This window comes from Microbispora sp. NBRC 16548 (assembly GCF_030268985.1).
Classification (GTDB): Bacteria; Actinomycetota; Actinomycetes; order Streptosporangiales; family Streptosporangiaceae; genus Microbispora; species Microbispora catharanthi.
Genome location: NZ_BSSF01000001.1, coordinates 705257 through 721775, shown reverse-complemented (window position 1 = coordinate 721775; position 16519 = coordinate 705257). Strand labels below are relative to the sequence as shown.

Sequence of the window (16519 nt, the reverse complement as noted above, 5' to 3'; positions counted from 1 at the left end):
ATATCTAGATAGTTGGCACGACAAGGCCGTGCCCGGCTCCAGGAGGCTCAGAGCCAGTCGCGGCGCTTGAAGACCAGGTAGAGCGTGAGACAGACGACGCCCATGAGCATGATCGCCACGGGGTATCCGAGCAGCCAGTGCAGCTCGGGCATGTGGTCGAAGTTCATCCCGTAGATCGTGCCGACCAGCGTCGGGGCGAACAGGATGGCCGCCCACGCCGAGATCTTCTTGACCTCGTCGCCCTGGGCGATGCTCGCGGCCGTGAGCTTGGTCATCTCCTCGTTCTGCTGCTGGCTGACGAGTGTGGAGTTGACGACGAGGATGTCCTGGAGCATCTGCCGGAAGCCCGCCACGCGCTCGGTGACCGTGATGGCGTGGTCGGACACGTCGCGCAGGTAGCGCTGCAGCTCCTCGTTCACGCCATATTTGGGAGAGCCCGCGATGAAGCCGTCGAGCATCGGGACCAACGGGCTGGTCGCCCGCTGGAACTCGATGACCTCCCGCGACAGGCTGTAGATGCGCCGGGGCGCGGCGGGGTCGCCGCCGAAGACCTGCACCTCGATCTCGTCGATGTCGTTCTGCAGCCCGGCGACCACCGGCGCGTAGCCGTCCACCACCGCGTCGAGGATCGCGTACAGCACGGCCTGCGGCCCCTGGCGGAGCAGGTCGGGATCCGACTCCATGCGCCGGCGCACCTTGGACAGGTCGGGCGCCTCGCTGTGCCGTACGGTCAGCACGAAGTCGGGGCCGACGAAGACGTGCAGCTCGCCGAAGGCGACCTTCTCGGGTTTGTCGAGATACTGCGCCGCCCGCAGCACGACGAACAGCGTGTCGCCGTACCGATCGGCCTTGGGCCGCTGGTGGGCGACGATGGCGTCCTCGATGGCGAGCTCGTGCAGGCCGAACTCCTCGGCCGCCTTGATCAGCTCGGCCTCCTCCGGCCGGTAGAGGCCGATCCACGCCATCGCCTTCGGCCGCGAGCGCAGCGAGGCGATCGCGTCGCCCAGCGACAGCGGCGAGTCCACGCGCTCGCCGTCCACGTACACCGCGTTGTCGATCACGCTCTGCCTGAACGTCTCCCCCTCGTCCGCACGGGGGTCCATGGAGTGCTCGGGAGCCTGCTCCGGTTTCGCCCTCATCAGCCCACTCAATCCGCGCAGTCCACGCATACGCCGCTCAGCCACACATAGAAGGTAACCGCCATCGTCACCCTTACTCAGGCGGACCGTACGGGCCGAGGACGGAAGCACGGGGAGCACGGGCCGGTGCGGCGGGCCGTACGATCTCGGGGGTGAACCCCCTGAAGCCTCTGTGGAACCACCTGACCGCCACCCAGATCGCGCCCCCGCTCTGGCTGGTCGTCCTGTCCGGGTTCGCCGCTCTCGTCGTCGTCGCCTACCCGGCGTCGTGGCACATCTCCCGCGGCCTCATCACGATCGCGCACGAGGGGGGCCACGCGCTGGTCGCGGTGCTGACCCGGCGCAAGCTGCGGGGCATCCGCCTCCACTCGGACACCTCGGGCGTGACGCTCACCAGAGGCAGGCCGACGGGGCCCGGCATGATCGCCACGGCCGCGGCGGGGTACGTCGCACCCTCCCTGATCGGGCTCGGATCGGCCTGGCTGGTCTCCGGCGGGCGGATCACGATGCTGCTGTGGGCCGTGCTCGCGCTGCTGACGTGCATGCTGCTGATGATCAGGAACTTCTTCGGCGCCGTCTCGGTGCTCGCCGTGGGCGGCGCGGTCTTCGCGCTGTCGTGGTTCGCCCCGCCCCACGTCCAGTCGGCCTGCGCGTACGCCGCCGCGTGGTTCCTGCTGCTCGGCGGTGTGCGGCCGATCCTGGAGCTGCAGACCAAGCGCCGCCTCGGCCGCGCCCCGGACTCCGACGCCGACCAGCTCGCCCGGCTGACCCGCGTGCCCGGCACGCTCTGGGTGCTGCTGTTCCTGGTCGTCTCCACCGCCGCGCTCGTCTACGGCGGCTATCTCCTCACCGCCCGCTGGCTGCCGCTGTGAGCCGTTGACCTTGACGCGACGTCAACGTCTCTAATGAGAGCATGCGGATCGGAGAACTCGCCGCGCTGGCCGGGGTGTCCACCCGTACCGTGCGGCACTACCACCACCAGGGCGTGCTGCCCGAGCCGCCGAGGCGGATCAACGGCTACCGCGAGTACGGCCTGCGCGACGCGCTCCGCCTCGCCCGGGCCCGCAGACTGACCGAGCTGGGCCTGTCGCTGGACGAGGTGCGCGACGTGCTGGCCGGCGACTCCGCCCGGGAACTGCGGGAGATCCTGCTGGAGCTGGACGCCGACCTCGCCCGGCAGGAGGCGGCGATCCGGGCCAGGCGCGAGCGGCTCGCCGTGCTGCTGAGCGAGGAGTCGCCGTCGCCGGACGGAGCCGTCTCGCCGCGGATGGCCGAGTTCCTGCGGTGCCTCGAGCCCGTGCGCGAGTCCCCGTTCGCGGCGGCCGACGCCGAACTGCTCGCCCTCCTCGACACCGCGGCGGAGCCGGAGGACCGGGACCGCCTGCTGGAGCTGATGCGGCCCATGACCACGCCGGAGGCGCTGGCCCGGGCCGAGGCGTTGTATCGGAGGCTGGCGGAGCTGGACCGCGCCGGCCCCGCCGATCCCCGCGTCGGCGCCCTCGCCGCCGACTTCGCCGCCCACCTGCCCCGCGAGCTCGCCGCCTCACTGGCCTGCGCGATGCCCGGCGCCGACGACCCGTTCGCCCAGGCGTTCCTCGCCGATCTGTCCCCCGCGCAGGCCGAGGTCGTACGGCAGGCCATGGCGCTGCTCACGGGCGGAGAGTCGTCGTGAGGCACGCCGTGGGCTACAGCCGGGAGCAGACGCCGACGATGGCGGCGATGCTGTTCGTGCTGGTCCTGGAGACCGTGGCCATGGACCTGCTGCTGCGCCGGTTCGGGCTGCCGGACGTGCCGCGCCTGGTGATCCTGGCACTCGACGCGTCGTCGGCCCTCGGCGTCCTCGGCGTCATGGTGAGCTGTGCCCGCCGGCCGCACACCGTGTCGCCGGACGGGCTGCGCCTGCGGTACGGCCGGCTGTTCAGCCTGGACGTCCCGGCGGAGCTCATCGCGTCGGCGCGGATCGACCGCCGCTACGACGAGAAGAGACTCGTGTGCGTTGCGGACGGCGAACTCGCCCTCGCGGTCTCGTCCCAGACGAACATCGTGGTCGAGCTGCGCGAACCGATCGAGGTGCCCCGCCCGCGCCGCCCTTGGATGACGGCCGTACGCTCGGCGGCGGCCGTACGGCGGGTGCGGTTCTTCGCCGACGACCCGGCGGCGGCGGTGCGGGCCGTCGCCGCGCTAGCACCTGCCGAACACGGCCCAGGGCTCACGACGACGCGGCCGGATCGGCCTAACCGGCCGCGAGGACGGACGCGAGCGCGGCGGCGGTGATGTTGCGGCCCGAGACCACCGCCACGACCCGCCCGTACGCGGCGACCTTCCCGGCGAGCAGGGCGGCGACCGGCACCGCTCCCGCGCCCTCGGCCACGTATCCACGCTCGGCGGCCAGGTAGCGCAGCGCGGCGCGGATCTCGTCCTCGGTCACCGCGACCAGTTGATGCGCATATCGCGCGACGAGGCCGACGGTGACCGATCCGGGCTCGATGTTCCCGGCCAGGCCGTCGGCGAGGGTCGGGCCGACCTCGACGGGCACGCGGCGGCCCGCGGCGACCGCCGCGGACACGGCGGTGGAGGCCGCCGCCTCCACGCCGACGACGCGTACGTCCGCGCGGCTCGCGGCCCACAGCGCCAGCCCGGAGGCGAGCCCTCCGCCCCCGACCGGGCACACCACGGTCAACGGCCCGTCGAGCTGCTCGTCCAGCTCGTGTCCGATCGTGCCCTGACCCGCGATGACGTACGGATCGTTGTAGGCCGATATGTAGCACCACCCCGACGCCTCGGCGAGTGCGAGCGCTTGTTCCTCCGCCTCGTCGAAGCTCTCGCCGGTGCACACCAGGTCGACGTCCAGGCGGCGCAGCCGGTCCGTCTTCGCCGCCGAGGCGGTCCTCGGGACCACCACCGTGGCCTTGCCGCCGAGCGCGTTCGCGGCGAAGGCGACGCCCAGCCCGTGGTTGCCGGCCGACGCCGTCACCACACGGGGTGCGGGTGCGGCGGCCACGGCGTTGAGCGCGCCACGGACCTTGAACGACCCCGTGGGCTGCAGGCTCTCCAGCTTCAGCGCGGGATCGCCGGCCGTGCCCGCACCGAAGTCCACCGGTGTGGGGCGCAGGTGGGCCCGCACCACCCGTCTGGCGTCCTCCAGATCGTCGTGCCGGGGGATGACGACGGTTCGTACCGATCGGTTCTCGTCCATGTTCCGATCATGTGCGCGGTCGCTCGTCGCCGCAGCCCGCCCGGTCCTTTACGTTGTAGATTCGTTCGTTGCGTCGCGGATGAGGGCGATGTCGGCGGGGTCGGCGGGCCGGCCGTTCTCGGCGGCGGCCTGGGCCACGAGGAGCTCGCCGGTGTGGGCCACGTGGCCGCGCATCGCCGCGGCGGCGGCGTCCGGGTCGCCCCCGAGGACGGCGGCGAGGATCGGCTCGTGCTCCGCGGCGACGTCCGCCAGCGAGCGGGAGCGGTCCACGGTGGAGGCGCCCAGCGTCACCGTGGCGTCCCTGAGCCCGGCGACGACCTCGGCGAGGCGCCGGTTGGCCCCCGCGGCGAGGATCGCGTCGTGGAACGCCCGGTCGTGCCGCATGAACCGCGGCTCGTCGTGGTCGGCCGCCGCGGCGCGCATGGCCTCCAGCTCCTCGCGCAGCGCGCGGGCGAGGCCTGGACCGGCATGGCGGGCCGCCCGCCTGGTCGCCGGCACCTCGAGCAGCAGCCGCAGGTGGAACACCTCGGCGATCTCCCTGGGGTCGCGGCGCAGCACCCGGAAACCCCGGCTCCGCTCGAACCGCACCAGGCCGGCCTCCGCCAGCCGGAGCATCGCCTCGCGTACGGGGGTGCGGGAGACGTTGAGCTGCTCGGCCAGCCGATACACCGAATAGAGCTCTCCCGGCCGCAGCTCCCCCGTGTGGATGGCCTCCCTGACCGCCTCGATGACCTGCTCGGTGAGACTGGACGTGCCGGCGACCGCTCGCACCGTCTGACCACCCTCCGGGAATGGGCCCGCCCGCGTACGGCGGCGCATTGACATGCAGCATGCTACATGCCAGGTTGCCCATCGGGTGTGCCGCGCGCCTCATAGGCATCCCCGGCCTGTGCCCTCATGACCCCGCGAGTGAAAGGCCCCGCGATCGTGATCGTGCCGAGCAACCCCGAGTCCGTCTTCACGTACGGCGCGCCCGCCCTGAAGTTCGGCCCCGGCGCGTCCGCCGAGATCGGCTTCGACCTCGGGCAGTACGGCGTGCGCCGCGTGCTGGTGATGACCGACGCGGGCGTGGCGGCGACGGGCGCCCCGGCGCGGATCGCCGAACAGATCGCCGGGTTCGGCATGCACGCGGAGGTGTACGACGGCGTGCACGTCGAACCCACCGACGAGAGCCTGCTCGCGGCGATCGGGCACGCCCGCGCGAGCGGGCCGTGGGACGCCTTCGTCGCCGTCGGCGGTGGGTCGAGCATCGACACGGCCAAGGCCGTCAACCTGCTGACGACGAATCCGGGCGAGCTGATGGACTACGTCAACGCGCCGATCGGCGCCGGGCGCGCCCCCTCCCGGCCGCTCAAGCCGCTGGTCGCGGTGCCCACGACCACGGGCACCGGCTCGGAGAGCACCACGATCTGCGTGCTCGACGTGCTCGGCCTGAAGATCAAGACGGGGATCAGCCACGCCCGCCTCCGTCCCGTGCTGGCCGTCGTGGACCCGGACCTCACGATGACGCAACCGCCCGAGGTGACCGCCGCGGCGGGGATGGACATCCTCTGTCACGCCCTGGAGAGCTACACCGCCCGGCCGTACACCTCCTACGAGCGCAGGCGGCCGGAGGAGCGCGTGCCGTACTGCGGGTCGAACCCGGTGGCGGACATGTGGTCGGAGCAGGCGATCCGGCTGCTCGCGGGCTCGTTCCGCACCGCCGTACGGCACGGCGACGACGTGGAGGCGAGGGGCGCGATGGCGCTGGCGGCGACGTTCGCGGGGCTCGGGTTCGGCAACGCGGGTGTGCACATCCCGCACGCCAACGCCTATCCGGTCGCGGGCCGGGTGAAGGACTTCCACCCGCGTGGCTATCCCGGCGGCGAGCCGATGGTGCCGCACGGAATGGCCGTGGCGCTGACCGCGCCTGAGGCGTTCCGGTTCACCTTCGAGGCGGCCCCGGCGCGGCACCTGCGCGTGGCCGAGCTGCTCGATCCCACGGCGGCCGTGCCTGACGAGCCGGCGGAGTTCCTGCCCGGCGTGCTGACCGCGCTCATGCGCGACGTCGGCATCCCGAACGGCATCGGCGGGGTGGGATACGCGCAGGCCGACGTGCCGGCGCTGGTGGAGGGGGCGATGAAGCAGCAGCGGCTGCTCACCACCTCTCCCAGGCCCGTGCGGGAGGAGGACCTCGCCGGCATCCTGACCCGTTCGCTCGCCCTTTGGTGAGCCCGGCCCGTCCGGCCCTCTCCCCGCCCGTCGCTCCGGCGGGTCCTCGGCGGTGGCCGACGCTCAGCAGTGCTTGCTCAGCGACATCCCCTTGATCAGGGGGTACAAGCTGGGGTCGAACCTGCCTTCGGCCAGCCATCGATACTTCCGCGGCCAGGCGAGGGGCAGGTTCTTGACGAACTTGGTGCTGGTGCTGCCGGGTATGCGTATGTCGGCGAGCAGTGCGCCGTTCTCGTCCTTGAGATGTGCCCACATCAGCCAGGCGTCGTCACCTGACATGCTGGTGAGCGTGGCGTCGAACCAGGCCGTGCCGTCCGGGTAGAGCGTCCATGTCGGGGCCGTCCAGCCGGCGCCGCCGCTGTACATCGTGCAGTCACCCGCGGTGGAGCCGTGCTTCCAGGTGAACGTCTTGTAGCCGCCGGACGCGTTGGCCGTTCCCGTGGGGAGCGACAGGCCGAGGGCGAGGGCGCCCACGGTGACGACCATGACCGTGCTCCTGCGGATGCTCTTCATGACATGCTCACCTCTCATCGGTCGCTGTGCCGCTCAGCCGGTCTGGCGGAGCCCCGCGGTGGACTCCGCGGGCCTTGCAAACCGTTGATAGGTCCGCACGGTTGCAGAGTGCTTGACCTTCTCTTGCCCGTGACCGCTCTTGCCCCTGACCCGGGCCGTCGGACTGCGGGAGCGCCGCGGGCGGGGAGGTCAGCCGGCGCGTTGCGGTCCTCAGGATGTGGGCGTCGTGCCGGTTGGGCGCCTCACACCCCACGGCAGGCGGAACCGCCGGAGCCGGTGAGGCTCCGGCGGTGGGTTCAGCGGTGCGACAGGGTGGAGCCGGAACGGCCCTTGACCACGCGGAGCTGGGCGGGGATGCGCACCCGAAGCTCGGCGACGTGGCTGACCACGCCGACGGCCCGGCCGCCCTCGCGCAGGCCGTCGAGGATGTCGAGCACGTCGTCGAGTGTCTCGTCGTCGAGGGTGCCGAACCCCTCGTCCACGAAGAGGCTGCCGATCTCCGCGCCGCCCGCCTCGGCGGTCACCACGTCGGCCAGCCCCAGCGCCAGGGCGAGTGAGGTGATGAAGCTCTCGCCGCCGGAGAGCGTGGCCGGGTCGCGTTCCACACCGGTCCAGGCGTCGAGCACGCGCAGGCCCAGTCCGCCGCCCGACCGGCCCCGGTCGCCCGCGGACCGGTTCAGGTCGTGCCGCAGCAGGTAGCGCCCGCTCGACATGCGGTCGAGGCGCTCGTTCGCCGCGTCGACGACCTGGCGGAGGCGCTCGCCCAGCACGTACGCCGACAGCCTCATGTGCCACCGGTTGTCGCCGGACGTGCCGGTCGCCAGCTCGGCGAGCCGGCGCGCCAGGCGGTGCCGTTCCTCCGCGGGCCGGTAGGCGCGCAGCGCCGCGTCCAGTTCGCCGGCGAGCCCCGTGAGCTGGTCGAGCCTGCCCTTCGCCCGGTCGCACGCCGAGGTGCGGGCGGTGTGGTCCCGCTCGGTCCGCTCGTGGCCGGCTTCCAGCTCCGGCAGGTCCGCGGCGGGCTCGGCCGCCGCCGCGACCAGTTCGGGATCGGCGAGCAGCCCCTCGACCGTGGCCCGCCCGGCGTCCAGGTGTCCCAGCCGCTCGGACATCGCCTCCCGCTCCTCCGGCGTGCGCACGGCGGCCGCCGCGTGCTCCACGCTCGCGAACCCCTCCCCGCCGGCGGCCCTGGCCGCCTCGGCCAGCGCCGTCTCGCTCTCGCGGTCGGCGGCGGCGGCCGAGGCCGCCGCCTCGGCGGCCTCCCTGAGCAGGTCCGCCTCCTCGCCCAGCCGGTCGAGGCGGGTGGCGAGCGAGGGGTCCTCGCCCCGGGCGGCGTCGATCACCTCGGCCAGCCTGCGCTCGTCGGTCTCCAGCCCGTCCCTGTGCGCGCGTGCCTCGGCGAGCGCCGCGCCGGTGCGCGCGGCCCGCGCACTCAGCTCCTCCAGCTCGGCGGCGAGCCGGGCGGCGCGGGCGGTCAGTTCCTCCTCTGCCGCGGCCAGAGACCGGGCGCGTTCCAGGTCCGCCTCCGCCGTCGCGAGGTCGCCCCGCAGACCGGCGGCGAGCCGCTCCCCCTCCGCGAGCAGGGCGTCCCGCCTGGTCCTGATCTCGGTCAGCAGCCCGGTCAGCTCCGCGGCCCGCTCGCGGGCCGACTCCAGCTCCGCCGCGAGCCGCCCGGCCTCCGCCTCGGCAGCCGCGACCGCCGTCTCGGCCGCGCGCAGCCGCGCCAGCTCCTCGCGGGCGTCCGCGAGGGCCGCGGACGCGTCCTCCCGGGACAGGTCGGCGGCGCGCGCCGCCGCGTCGCCGAGCCGCGACGAGAGGGCGGCGACGCTCGTCTCCGCCTCCTCGCGGGCCCGCTGCGCGGCCTCGAACGCCTCCTGCGCCGCCTGCTCGTCGTCCGCGGTCGCGGCCTGTCCGGCTGGCGCGGCGGGACGGGGGTGCTCGGTGGCGCCGCAGACGGCGCAGGGCGCCCCGTCCACGAGCCCGGCCGCCAGTTCGGCGGCCATGCCGTCGATCCTGGCCTGGCGGACCTCCTGGAGCCGGTCGCGACGCTCCTGGGCCAGGTCGACGGCCGCGCGCCGGTCGTGCTCGGCCCGCTCAAGATCGGCGGTCAAGGCGTCGCGCAACCGCGCCGCCTCCAGCCGCTCCCCCGCCATATGAGCGGCGGCCTCCAGCGCGGGGACGCGCGCGGCCATGTCGCGTAAGCCCCTGAGCCGCTCCTCGGCGCCGGCCAGCGACTCCGGCAGCTCGGCCTGCGCGGCCAGCGCCCGCACCTCGTCCTCGGCGAGCCGCGCCAGTTCGGCGTCCAGCAGCGCGGCCTGCCCGGTGACCTCCCGCAGCCGGAGCGCGGTGTCCCTGGCGGCCGTCAGGCCCGGCAGGCTCGCCGCCGCCGCGCGCGCCCGGGCGAGCCGTTCCTCGGCGTCGAGCCGCTCGGCGGGCAGGGCCGCCAGCCGCCGGGTCAGCTCCGCCTCCTCCTCGGTCAACTCCGCCAGCCCGCGTTCGGCGTCCGCGCGCTCGCTTCGCACCTGCCGCAGGCGCGCCTCCTCAGGAAGGATCTGACGCACCCGGGCGACCTCGTCGCGCCGCTCCCGCTCCAGCACGGCCAGCCGCTCCGTGTCTATCCGCTCCGGGTCCGTCCGCTCCGGGTCCGTCCGCTCCGTGTCTATCCGCTCCGGGTCCGGTCCCTGCGGGCCGGGCCGGGCGACGACGCTCTCGGCCCCCGGCCACATGTCATCCGGCCGCGTGACCTCCGGCCACTCCGCGCCCGGCCGCTCGCCCGGCCGCTTCACGCCCGGTTCCCCGTTGAGCCCCGGCCCGCGGCCGGGTAGCGCCCGGAGCACGGCGTCGGCCGCCACCCGCCGCGCCTTGGCGGCGGCCTCCGCCCGCTGGGCGGCCTGCCGGATCAGCGGCGCCACCCGATCGGCCCGGGCGGCCTCGTCGAGCATCGCCTCCAGGTCCGACCGCTCGTCCGCCGCGGCGTCGAGCTCCTGCCGCCGGGCGAGGGCGGCGGCGTGCCTGCGCTGCCGGTCGGCCAGGGCCCTGCCCTCCTCCAGGCGGGCGCGGATCGACAGCAGCGCCTCCTGGCTCGCCGCGCGGGCCGTGACCGCGTCGGCGAGCGCCCCGCGGGCGAGGTCGAGCACCTCCCCCGCCCAGACCGCGGGGTCGTCGGCGTCGTCGGGCAGCGGCAGGTCGTCGCCCGCCGCGCCGCGCATGCGGTCGAGCACCGACTCGACCCGCTGGCCCAGCTCCTGCGCCTCCCGCCACGTGCGCGTGCGGTGGTCGGCCAGCCACCGCTCCATGTCGCCGAACACCCGTACGGAGAACAGCCGCTCCAGCAGCTCCCGCCGCTCCTCGCCGCCGGCCCGCAGGAACTTCGCGAACTCGCCCTGCGGCAGCATCGCGACCTGGCAGAACTGGGCCGCGGTCATGCCCGTCAGCGTGTTCACGAAGTCGCCGGCCTCGTCGCTGCGGGTGCTGCGCACGACCCACTGCCCGCCGGGCTCGGTCAGCTCCTCGATCCGGGCCTTGGCCTTCTCCTCAATCAGGCCGGAGCCCCGCAGCTTCGGCCGCATCCAGGCGGGCGAACGGGTGATGCGCAGGCGCCTGCCCCGGATCGTCAGCTCCAGCGTGACCGACGGCCCGCGGTCGGGCGGCGCGTGGTCACAGCGCAGACTCCTGGCGCTCTCCCGCTGGCCGGGCACCCTGCCGTACAGGGCGTAGCAGACGGCGTCGAGCACGGTCGTCTTGCCGGCGCCGGTCGGCCCGTGGATCAGGAACAGGCCCGCCTCGCCGAGCGCGTCGAAGTCGACCTCCTCCGCCCCGGGAAACGACCCGAACGCGACCAGGCGCAGCCGATGCAGCCTCACCGGACCTCCTCACTCGTCCACGGTCCGGGCGGGCCGCCGGTGCCTGCCGATTCGCTCGCTCATGCGCTCTCCTTGATACGGCACGCCTCGACCGCCTCCCGCAGCAGGCGCCGTTCGTCGTCGTCCGCGGGCTCACCGCGGACCTCGCGGACGAAGTCGAGCGCCACCTCGATCTCGGCCCGGCCGGCGATCCTCGCCCGGCCCGCCGGTCCCTCCGGCACGCCGTCCGGCTGGAAGGCGAGCGCCAGCGTGTGCGGGAAGCGCCGGCGCAGGCGCTCCATCGCCTCGCGCGGCCGCACCGGATCGGTCAGCGTCACCTGCAGCCAGTGGTCCTCGTACCGCTCGAAGCGGCCGTCGGTCAGCAGGTCGTCGATGCGGCCCCGCACCGTGCTCACCGGCCGGGGCACGGGGGCGGGGACGAACTCCGTCCGGCCCGTGTCGAGGTCGGCCAGCCAGGAGCCCTTGGTGTGGCCGGCCTCGGAGAAGGAGTAGGCGATCGGCGAGCCGCTGTAGCGGACCGTCTCGCTCATCACCTGACGGCCGTGCAGGTGCCCCAGCGCCACGTAGTCGACCCCGGAGAACACGCTCAACGGCACGTGCGAGACCCCGCCGACGCTGATGTCCCGCTCGCTGTCGCTGGCCTCTCCCCCGGTGACGAACGCGTGGGCGAGCACGACCCTGCGCCCCGCCGGATGCGCCCGCACACGATCCATCGCGTACGTGACGGCGGCGGTGTGGCTGCGCTCGGCCAGCTCCCACGGCCCCCTGACCAGCTCGGGCTCGAGGTAGGGGATGCCGAAGAAGGCCACGTCGCCGATCACGACCGGCTCCCAGGCCCTGCCGGGGTCGGTGCGCAGGTGCACCCGCTCCATGAGGTCGGCGCCGAAGCCCAGCCGTACGGCGGAGTCGTGGTTGCCGCTGATCAGCACGGTGTGCACGCCGAGGGCCTTGAGCCTGGCCAGCGCCTCGTTGCACAGCGCGACCGCGTCGACGGGAGGCAGGGCGCGGTCGTAGACGTCGCCGGAGACCACCACGACGTCCACGCGCTCGGCCAGCACGGTCTCGACCAGGTGGTCGACGAACGCGGCCTGGGCGCCGAGCAGGCTCTCGCGGTGGAACGACCGGCCGAGATGCCAGTCGGAGCTGTGCAGGACACGCATGTCGCAGGAAGCTAACAGGTCCCGCCGACAAACGCGGCCCCAACCGCCCCTCTGGTGCACGACGCAAAGGAGGAGTAATGACTTAGCCTGGGTTCGGTATCGCGAGTACGCATGGGGGAGCGGCCTCATGAACGTCGGCCGGGGCACTCTCGGGGTGATCGCCGGTGTGCTGATGGTGGTGCTCGCCGCCGTCGGTTACATGCTCTCCCCACCGGCCTTCGATCCCCCACCTCTGTCCACTTCGCCCCAGTTTCGCGACTTACCTCCCCAGCCCGCCGGCGAAGCGCGGCCGGTCACCCGCACCGACCGGTTCCGTACCGAGTCGCTGCTCGTGCCGGCGAAGAACGAGACGCTGAAGGCGACGATCAGGGCGCCCCTGTCCCCGGGACGCCATCCCGCGATGGTGTTCGTGCAGGGCTCGGGGTCGGGCGACGGCGGGGAGTTCACCCAGCAGGCCGAGTGGCTGGCCCAGGCGGGCATCGTGACGCTGGCCTACGACAAGCGGACGGTGGGCTACTCCTTCCGCAGCCGCGATTTCGGCCTGCTCGCCGACGACGCCCTGCGCATGCTGCGGGTGCTGCGCGGGCGGCCCGACGTCGACCCGGCGCGAGCCGGCCTGTGGGGCGTCAGCGAGGGCGGCTGGGTCGTCCCGATCGCCGCCGAGCGTGATCCGCAGGCCGCGTTCGTGGTCCTGGTCTCCTCTCCGAACGTCTCACCGCTGCGCCAGGTCGCCTGGGCGCTGAACGAGCAACTGCTGCGCCTGCACGCCCCGACCGGCGTACGCGACCTGCTCACCCGGGCGATGGGCGGGGTCGGCTTCGACTTCCTGCGTTACGACGGGGTGCCCGCCCTGCGCGGAATCACCCAGCCCGTCCTCGCGCTGTACGGCACCGACGACCCGTCCATCCCGTTCGTGGAGAGCACCGAGACGCTCACCGGCGCCCTGGCCAAGGGTGGCAACACCGACTACACGATCCGCTTCCTCGCCGGGGCCGACCACGCCATGCGGATCCGCGGCGGGCCGTACGCGGCGGACTACCTGCCCACGCTGGCCAACTGGATGAAGGACCTGCCGCGTACGGCCAGGTCCCCGGTGGCGATCGCGGGAGCGACCCCGGTGCAGCGCTTCGAGGCGGCCGACGTGCCGGCCGCGCCGTGGTGGGGGGACAGCACGATCCTGTGGCTCACGCTCTGCCTGGCCGCAGTGGGGTACGTCGCGGCGCCGGTCACCGAGATGGTCGTCCGGCTGCGCGGGCGCGACCTGCGACTGCAGGCCAGGGTGGAGGCCAACGTGCAGCTGTGGCCGGCCATCCGGCGGCGGCTGCGCCGGATGGCCTGGACCGGCCTCGGGGAGCTCGCCGCCGTCCTGGCGTTCATCACGCTCATCGTGCTGTTCTCGGTCAACCAGGCCGGCGCCTGGCCCGCCGTGCAAGCCGGATGGCTGGTCGTGCGCCTGCTCGCCATCCTGATGCTCGTGCAGACGGTCACGACGTTCGCGGCGGTGATCGGCGGCCTGCGGGACGGCTGGGAGCCGACGCCCTGGCAGAAGAGCGTGCTCGCCGGCGTGCTCGGCGGGACCGCGCTGCTGCTGCTGACCGCCGCCTACTACGGCCTGTTCGCCTTCCCCTGGTAGGTCGAGCCCCAGGTCGAGCCTCGGTCAAATGCCGGTATGGACTGCTCCGGCTCGGGCCGGTCACGGGTTTTCTGCGGCCGGTGTCGCTTCAATTGACGCGTGGTCACCCCTGATCTGGCACCCCGGAACGGCGCCTCGCCGGCGACGCGTCGCAGCGGGCCGGTGTTCAGAGCCGCCGCGCTCATCGGCTGGGTGGCGCTGTCGGCGGTGCTGCCCGGCGCGGCCCACCTGCGAGCGGGCCGGTGGCGCACCGGGCTGCTCCTGCTCGGCGGCTACCTGACCGTGGTCGTCGCCGTCGCGTGCCTGGCCGTCGGCGCGGACGCGGGCCTCGCCGGGCGCGCGCTGGGCTGGCTGGGCCAGATCTCACTGGTGTTCGCGGCCTGTGCCGTCGCCTGGTTCTCGCTGGTCGTCCGTTCGTACGTCGTCCTGCGTCCCGGGCGGCTGCCCCGCAAGGGGCAGATCCTCACCGGGCTGGTCGCGGGCGTGCTCGCGGTCGTCGTCGCGGTGCCGTTCGCGATCGCCGCCCGGTATGTCCGCGTGTCCGAGCAGACCCTCGACTCGCTGTTCGCCGCGCAGGGCGGGACCGCCCAGGCGGGCGGCGCCGTACGCCGGGACGACCCGTGGGCGGGCCGCGACCGGGTCAACGTGCTCCTGCTCGGCGGCGACTGGGGCGACAACCGGATCGGGATGCGCACCGACAGCATCAACGTCGCCAGCGTGGACGTGCGGACCGGCAACACCGTGCTGCTCGGCCTGCCGCGCAACCTGGAGCACGTCCGCTTCCCTCCGGGCAGTGCCATGGCCGCCCGGTTCCCCTTCGGTTTCCAGCTTCCGGAGTATCGCCCCGGCTGGCGCGAGGACCTGCTGTTCTCGGTGTGGCAGTACGCCGACGACCACCCCGAGCTGTTCGGCGGGCGGCGGCACATGGGCGCCGAGGTCCTCAAGGAGACGGTCGGCCACATCCTGGGCCTGCGGATCGACTGGTACGCCCTGGTCAACATCTGGGGCTTCGCGAAGATGATCGACGCCCTCGGCGGGCTCGTGGTGGCGGTGGACCGCGACATCGTGTACGGCCTGCACAACGAGGGCACCGTCAGGGCGGGCACCAGACGGCTGAACGGCACCGAGGCGCTGTGGTACGCCCGCTCCCGCACCTTCAGCGACGACTTCGACCGGATGCACCGGCAGCGCTGCGTCCTCGGGGCCCTGCTCTCCCAGGCCGACCCGGCCACGGTGCTGACGCGGTTCACCGAGATCGCGGCGGCCACGCGCAGGATCATCAGCACCGACGTGCCCCGGCCCATGCTGGAGCACCTGGTGCCGCTGGCCTGGAAGGTCAAGCACGCCGCGATCACCAGCCTGCAGTTCGTGCCGCCCCTGATCAACACCGCCTATCCCGACTGGGACCGGATCCGGCTGCTCACGGCCAGGGCGATCCGCGCCTCGGTCCACGCCCAGGCCGGCCCTTCCGCCACGCCGTCCGGCTCCCCGCCCGCACTGGGGCCGCACCGGCACCGGCACTCCCTGCCGCCGCCCTCCCCCACGCCCGTGCTCTCACCGCCGGGGACGCCCAGCCCGATCGACGACGGCTGCGGGGCGCCGCACACGGCGATGGCGCGCTGAGCCCGTCTCTTCTCGACGGCCGCGGCGGGGTTCTCCTCGCCGAAGCCGGCCGCGTGAACGATGAAAGGCGGGTTCCTGCGAGGTCACCCGTGCGATGAGTGCGTCGTCGCCGTCAGACGCGGAACGACTCGCGGGCCATGCGGCGCACCCGGTCCTCGTCCACCGTGTGCCCGAGACCGGGCTGGGTGAGCGGCACGGCGACGACCCCGCCGGACGCGCCGACCGGCGGGAGCACCACCTGGGCGCTTCGCGGCGGCTCGGCCACGTCGCTGGGCAGGGAGCAGCCGGGCAGGCTGGCGACGGCGACCGTCGCGGCCCGAGCCAGCCCCGCGCCGAGGCCGCCGGCGCAGACGATGTCCCACCCGGCCTCCACCGCGCGGTCGTGCGCGAGCCGTACGGCGCCGAGCGAGCCGAACTTCGCGGGGCGCAGCAGCAGCGCCCGGCCCGCTTTGAGGCTCACCGCCTCGTCGAGGTCGGACACGGAGGTCACCTCGACCGCGACCGCGGCGGACACCCGGTCCTGCAGGTCGGCGCTGGTCAGCAGGTCCTTGAAGGGGCGTTCGATGGCCACCACCCCGTAGGCGTCCAGCGCCTCCAGCTGCGCGATCTCCGTGTAGGCGCCGCGCCCGTCCACCGCGATGGCCAGGCCGGGATAGGCGGCGCGGACGGCGCGCAGCGGCTCGACGTCCCAGCCGGGGTGGACGTCCAGCGTCACGTGGCCGTAGCCCGCGCAGACGTGCCGGTTCACCCGGGCGACCATGCTCTCCAGGGACCGGTCCGCCGCCAGCCTGACGGTCGCGATCAGCGACGTGCGGCTGCCGCCGAGGGCGTGGGAGAGCGGGACGCCGTTCATGCGGCCCCACAGGTCCCAGCAGGCCATGTCACCGGCCGCGCCGCCGGGGATCTCCCCCAGCTCCGCGGGGTGCTCCCAGTCGAGGCCGACGAGCGCGGGCAGGCCCCGCTCGAGCGGGCCGGCCTCGGCGGGATCGACGGCCTCGCCCCAGCCGACCATGCCGCCGTAGTCCGTGATCTTTATCAGGACGGTCTCCGGACGCCTGCCGTACGGCAGGGTCATCCTGAAGACCTCCAGCTCCCGGACACGCGGCACTCGGATCCCCTCGCTTCTTCCCCCGGATCCCGCCGAAGGCCGTCCCGGCGGCGCCTCGGGTGCGCTGCGTCCGGCC

At 73.8% G+C, this 16519-nt stretch carries 13 protein-coding genes; 6 read left to right on the top strand and 7 right to left on the bottom strand.

From position 1 onward, the window contains the following. Window positions 1–47 precede the first annotated feature (47 nt). Window positions 48–1139: a magnesium and cobalt transport protein CorA gene (locus QSK36_RS03230; protein ID WP_225898029.1), complete on the bottom strand. Its 1092-nt coding sequence runs from the start codon at window positions 1137–1139 to the stop codon at window positions 48–50. A 152-nt stretch (window positions 1140–1291) separates the two neighbouring features. Here QSK36_RS03230 and QSK36_RS03225 point away from each other — a divergent pair, with 152 nt between their 5' ends. The 3 genes from QSK36_RS03225 to QSK36_RS03215 are packed head-to-tail and all read left to right on the top strand — an operon-like array spanning window position 1292 to window position 3413. Beyond that, window positions 1292–2011, top strand: coding sequence for a M50 family metallopeptidase (locus tag QSK36_RS03225; protein ID WP_285781273.1), 720 nt, complete (start codon window positions 1292–1294; stop codon window positions 2009–2011). Window positions 2012–2052: 41 nt separating this feature from the next. Then, the gene (locus tag QSK36_RS03220) at window positions 2053–2811 is read left to right on the top strand and encodes a MerR family transcriptional regulator (RefSeq protein ID WP_285781272.1); all 759 of its coding nucleotides are present in this window, start codon (window positions 2053–2055) and stop codon (window positions 2809–2811) included. Continuing rightward, on the top strand, window positions 2808–3413 hold the full coding sequence (locus QSK36_RS03215; RefSeq protein ID WP_285781271.1) for a hypothetical protein: 606 nt from the start codon (window positions 2808–2810) through the stop codon (window positions 3411–3413). The genes QSK36_RS03220 and QSK36_RS03215 overlap by 4 nt, the downstream gene beginning before the upstream one ends. Here QSK36_RS03215 and QSK36_RS03210 read toward each other — a convergent pair. Next, window positions 3373–4335: a threonine ammonia-lyase gene (locus QSK36_RS03210; RefSeq protein WP_285781270.1), complete on the bottom strand. Its 963-nt coding sequence runs from the start codon at window positions 4333–4335 to the stop codon at window positions 3373–3375. The two genes, QSK36_RS03215 and QSK36_RS03210, sit on opposite strands and share 41 nt — an antisense overlap. A 48-nt stretch (window positions 4336–4383) precedes the next feature. Beyond that, complete coding sequence (locus QSK36_RS03205) at window positions 4384–5106, bottom strand: GntR family transcriptional regulator (protein ID WP_285781269.1); 723 nt, start codon at window positions 5104–5106, stop codon at window positions 4384–4386. Between the two features lie 138 nt (window positions 5107–5244). Here QSK36_RS03205 and QSK36_RS03200 point away from each other — a divergent pair, with 138 nt between their 5' ends. Further along, window positions 5245–6546: a hydroxyacid-oxoacid transhydrogenase gene (locus QSK36_RS03200; protein WP_285781268.1), complete on the top strand. Its 1302-nt coding sequence runs from the start codon at window positions 5245–5247 to the stop codon at window positions 6544–6546. A gap of 63 nt (window positions 6547–6609) precedes the next feature. Here QSK36_RS03200 and QSK36_RS03195 read toward each other — a convergent pair whose 3' ends face one another. The 3 genes from QSK36_RS03195 to QSK36_RS03185 form a co-directional block, all read right to left on the bottom strand. Further along, a complete protein-coding gene (locus QSK36_RS03195; protein ID WP_285781267.1) occupies window positions 6610–7059 on the bottom strand; it encodes a DUF6294 family protein in 450 nt (149 codons plus the stop codon). Window positions 7060–7355: 296 nt separating this feature from the next. Further along, window positions 7356–10919, bottom strand: a complete 3564-nt coding sequence (locus QSK36_RS03190; protein ID WP_285781266.1) for an AAA family ATPase — start codon at window positions 10917–10919, stop codon at window positions 7356–7358. Between the two features lie 59 nt (window positions 10920–10978). Continuing rightward, window positions 10979–12079 (bottom strand): exonuclease SbcCD subunit D, encoded by a 1101-nt coding sequence (locus tag QSK36_RS03185; protein WP_285781265.1) that lies wholly within the window; start codon window positions 12077–12079, stop codon window positions 10979–10981. A gap of 127 nt (window positions 12080–12206) precedes the next feature. On the opposite strand from QSK36_RS03185, the gene QSK36_RS03180 reads away from it, so the two are divergent. Further along, entirely contained in the window at window positions 12207–13712 is a 1506-nt protein-coding gene (locus tag QSK36_RS03180; protein WP_285781264.1) for an alpha/beta hydrolase family protein, read from the top strand. 99 nt (window positions 13713–13811) lie between these two features. Beyond that, window positions 13812–15335: an LCP family protein gene (locus QSK36_RS03175; RefSeq protein WP_285781263.1), complete on the top strand. Its 1524-nt coding sequence runs from the start codon at window positions 13812–13814 to the stop codon at window positions 15333–15335. Window positions 15336–15447: 112 nt separating this feature from the next. Here QSK36_RS03175 and QSK36_RS03170 read toward each other — a convergent pair whose 3' ends face one another. After that, on the bottom strand, window positions 15448–16443 hold the full coding sequence (locus QSK36_RS03170; RefSeq protein ID WP_183536517.1) for an enolase C-terminal domain-like protein: 996 nt from the start codon (window positions 16441–16443) through the stop codon (window positions 15448–15450). Between the last annotated feature and the right edge of the window lie 76 nt (window positions 16444–16519).

What these genes read in the sequence shown, in the direction of transcription:
- QSK36_RS03230 (WP_225898029.1), bottom strand. Translation starts at nt 1,139, where the DNA reads ATGAGGGCGAAACCGGAGCAGGCTCCCGAGCACTCCATGGACCCCCGT.
- QSK36_RS03210 (WP_285781270.1), bottom strand. Translation starts at nt 4,335, where the DNA reads ATGGACGAGAACCGATCGGTACGAACCGTCGTCATCCCCCGGCACGAC.
- QSK36_RS03185 (WP_285781265.1), bottom strand. Translation starts at nt 12,079, where the DNA reads ATGCGTGTCCTGCACAGCTCCGACTGGCATCTCGGCCGGTCGTTCCAC.
- QSK36_RS03180 (WP_285781264.1), top strand. Translation starts at nt 12,207, where the DNA reads ATGAACGTCGGCCGGGGCACTCTCGGGGTGATCGCCGGTGTGCTGATG.
- QSK36_RS03220 (WP_285781272.1), top strand. Translation starts at nt 2,053, where the DNA reads ATGCGGATCGGAGAACTCGCCGCGCTGGCCGGGGTGTCCACCCGTACC.
- QSK36_RS03195 (WP_285781267.1), bottom strand. Translation starts at nt 7,059, where the DNA reads ATGAAGAGCATCCGCAGGAGCACGGTCATGGTCGTCACCGTGGGCGCC.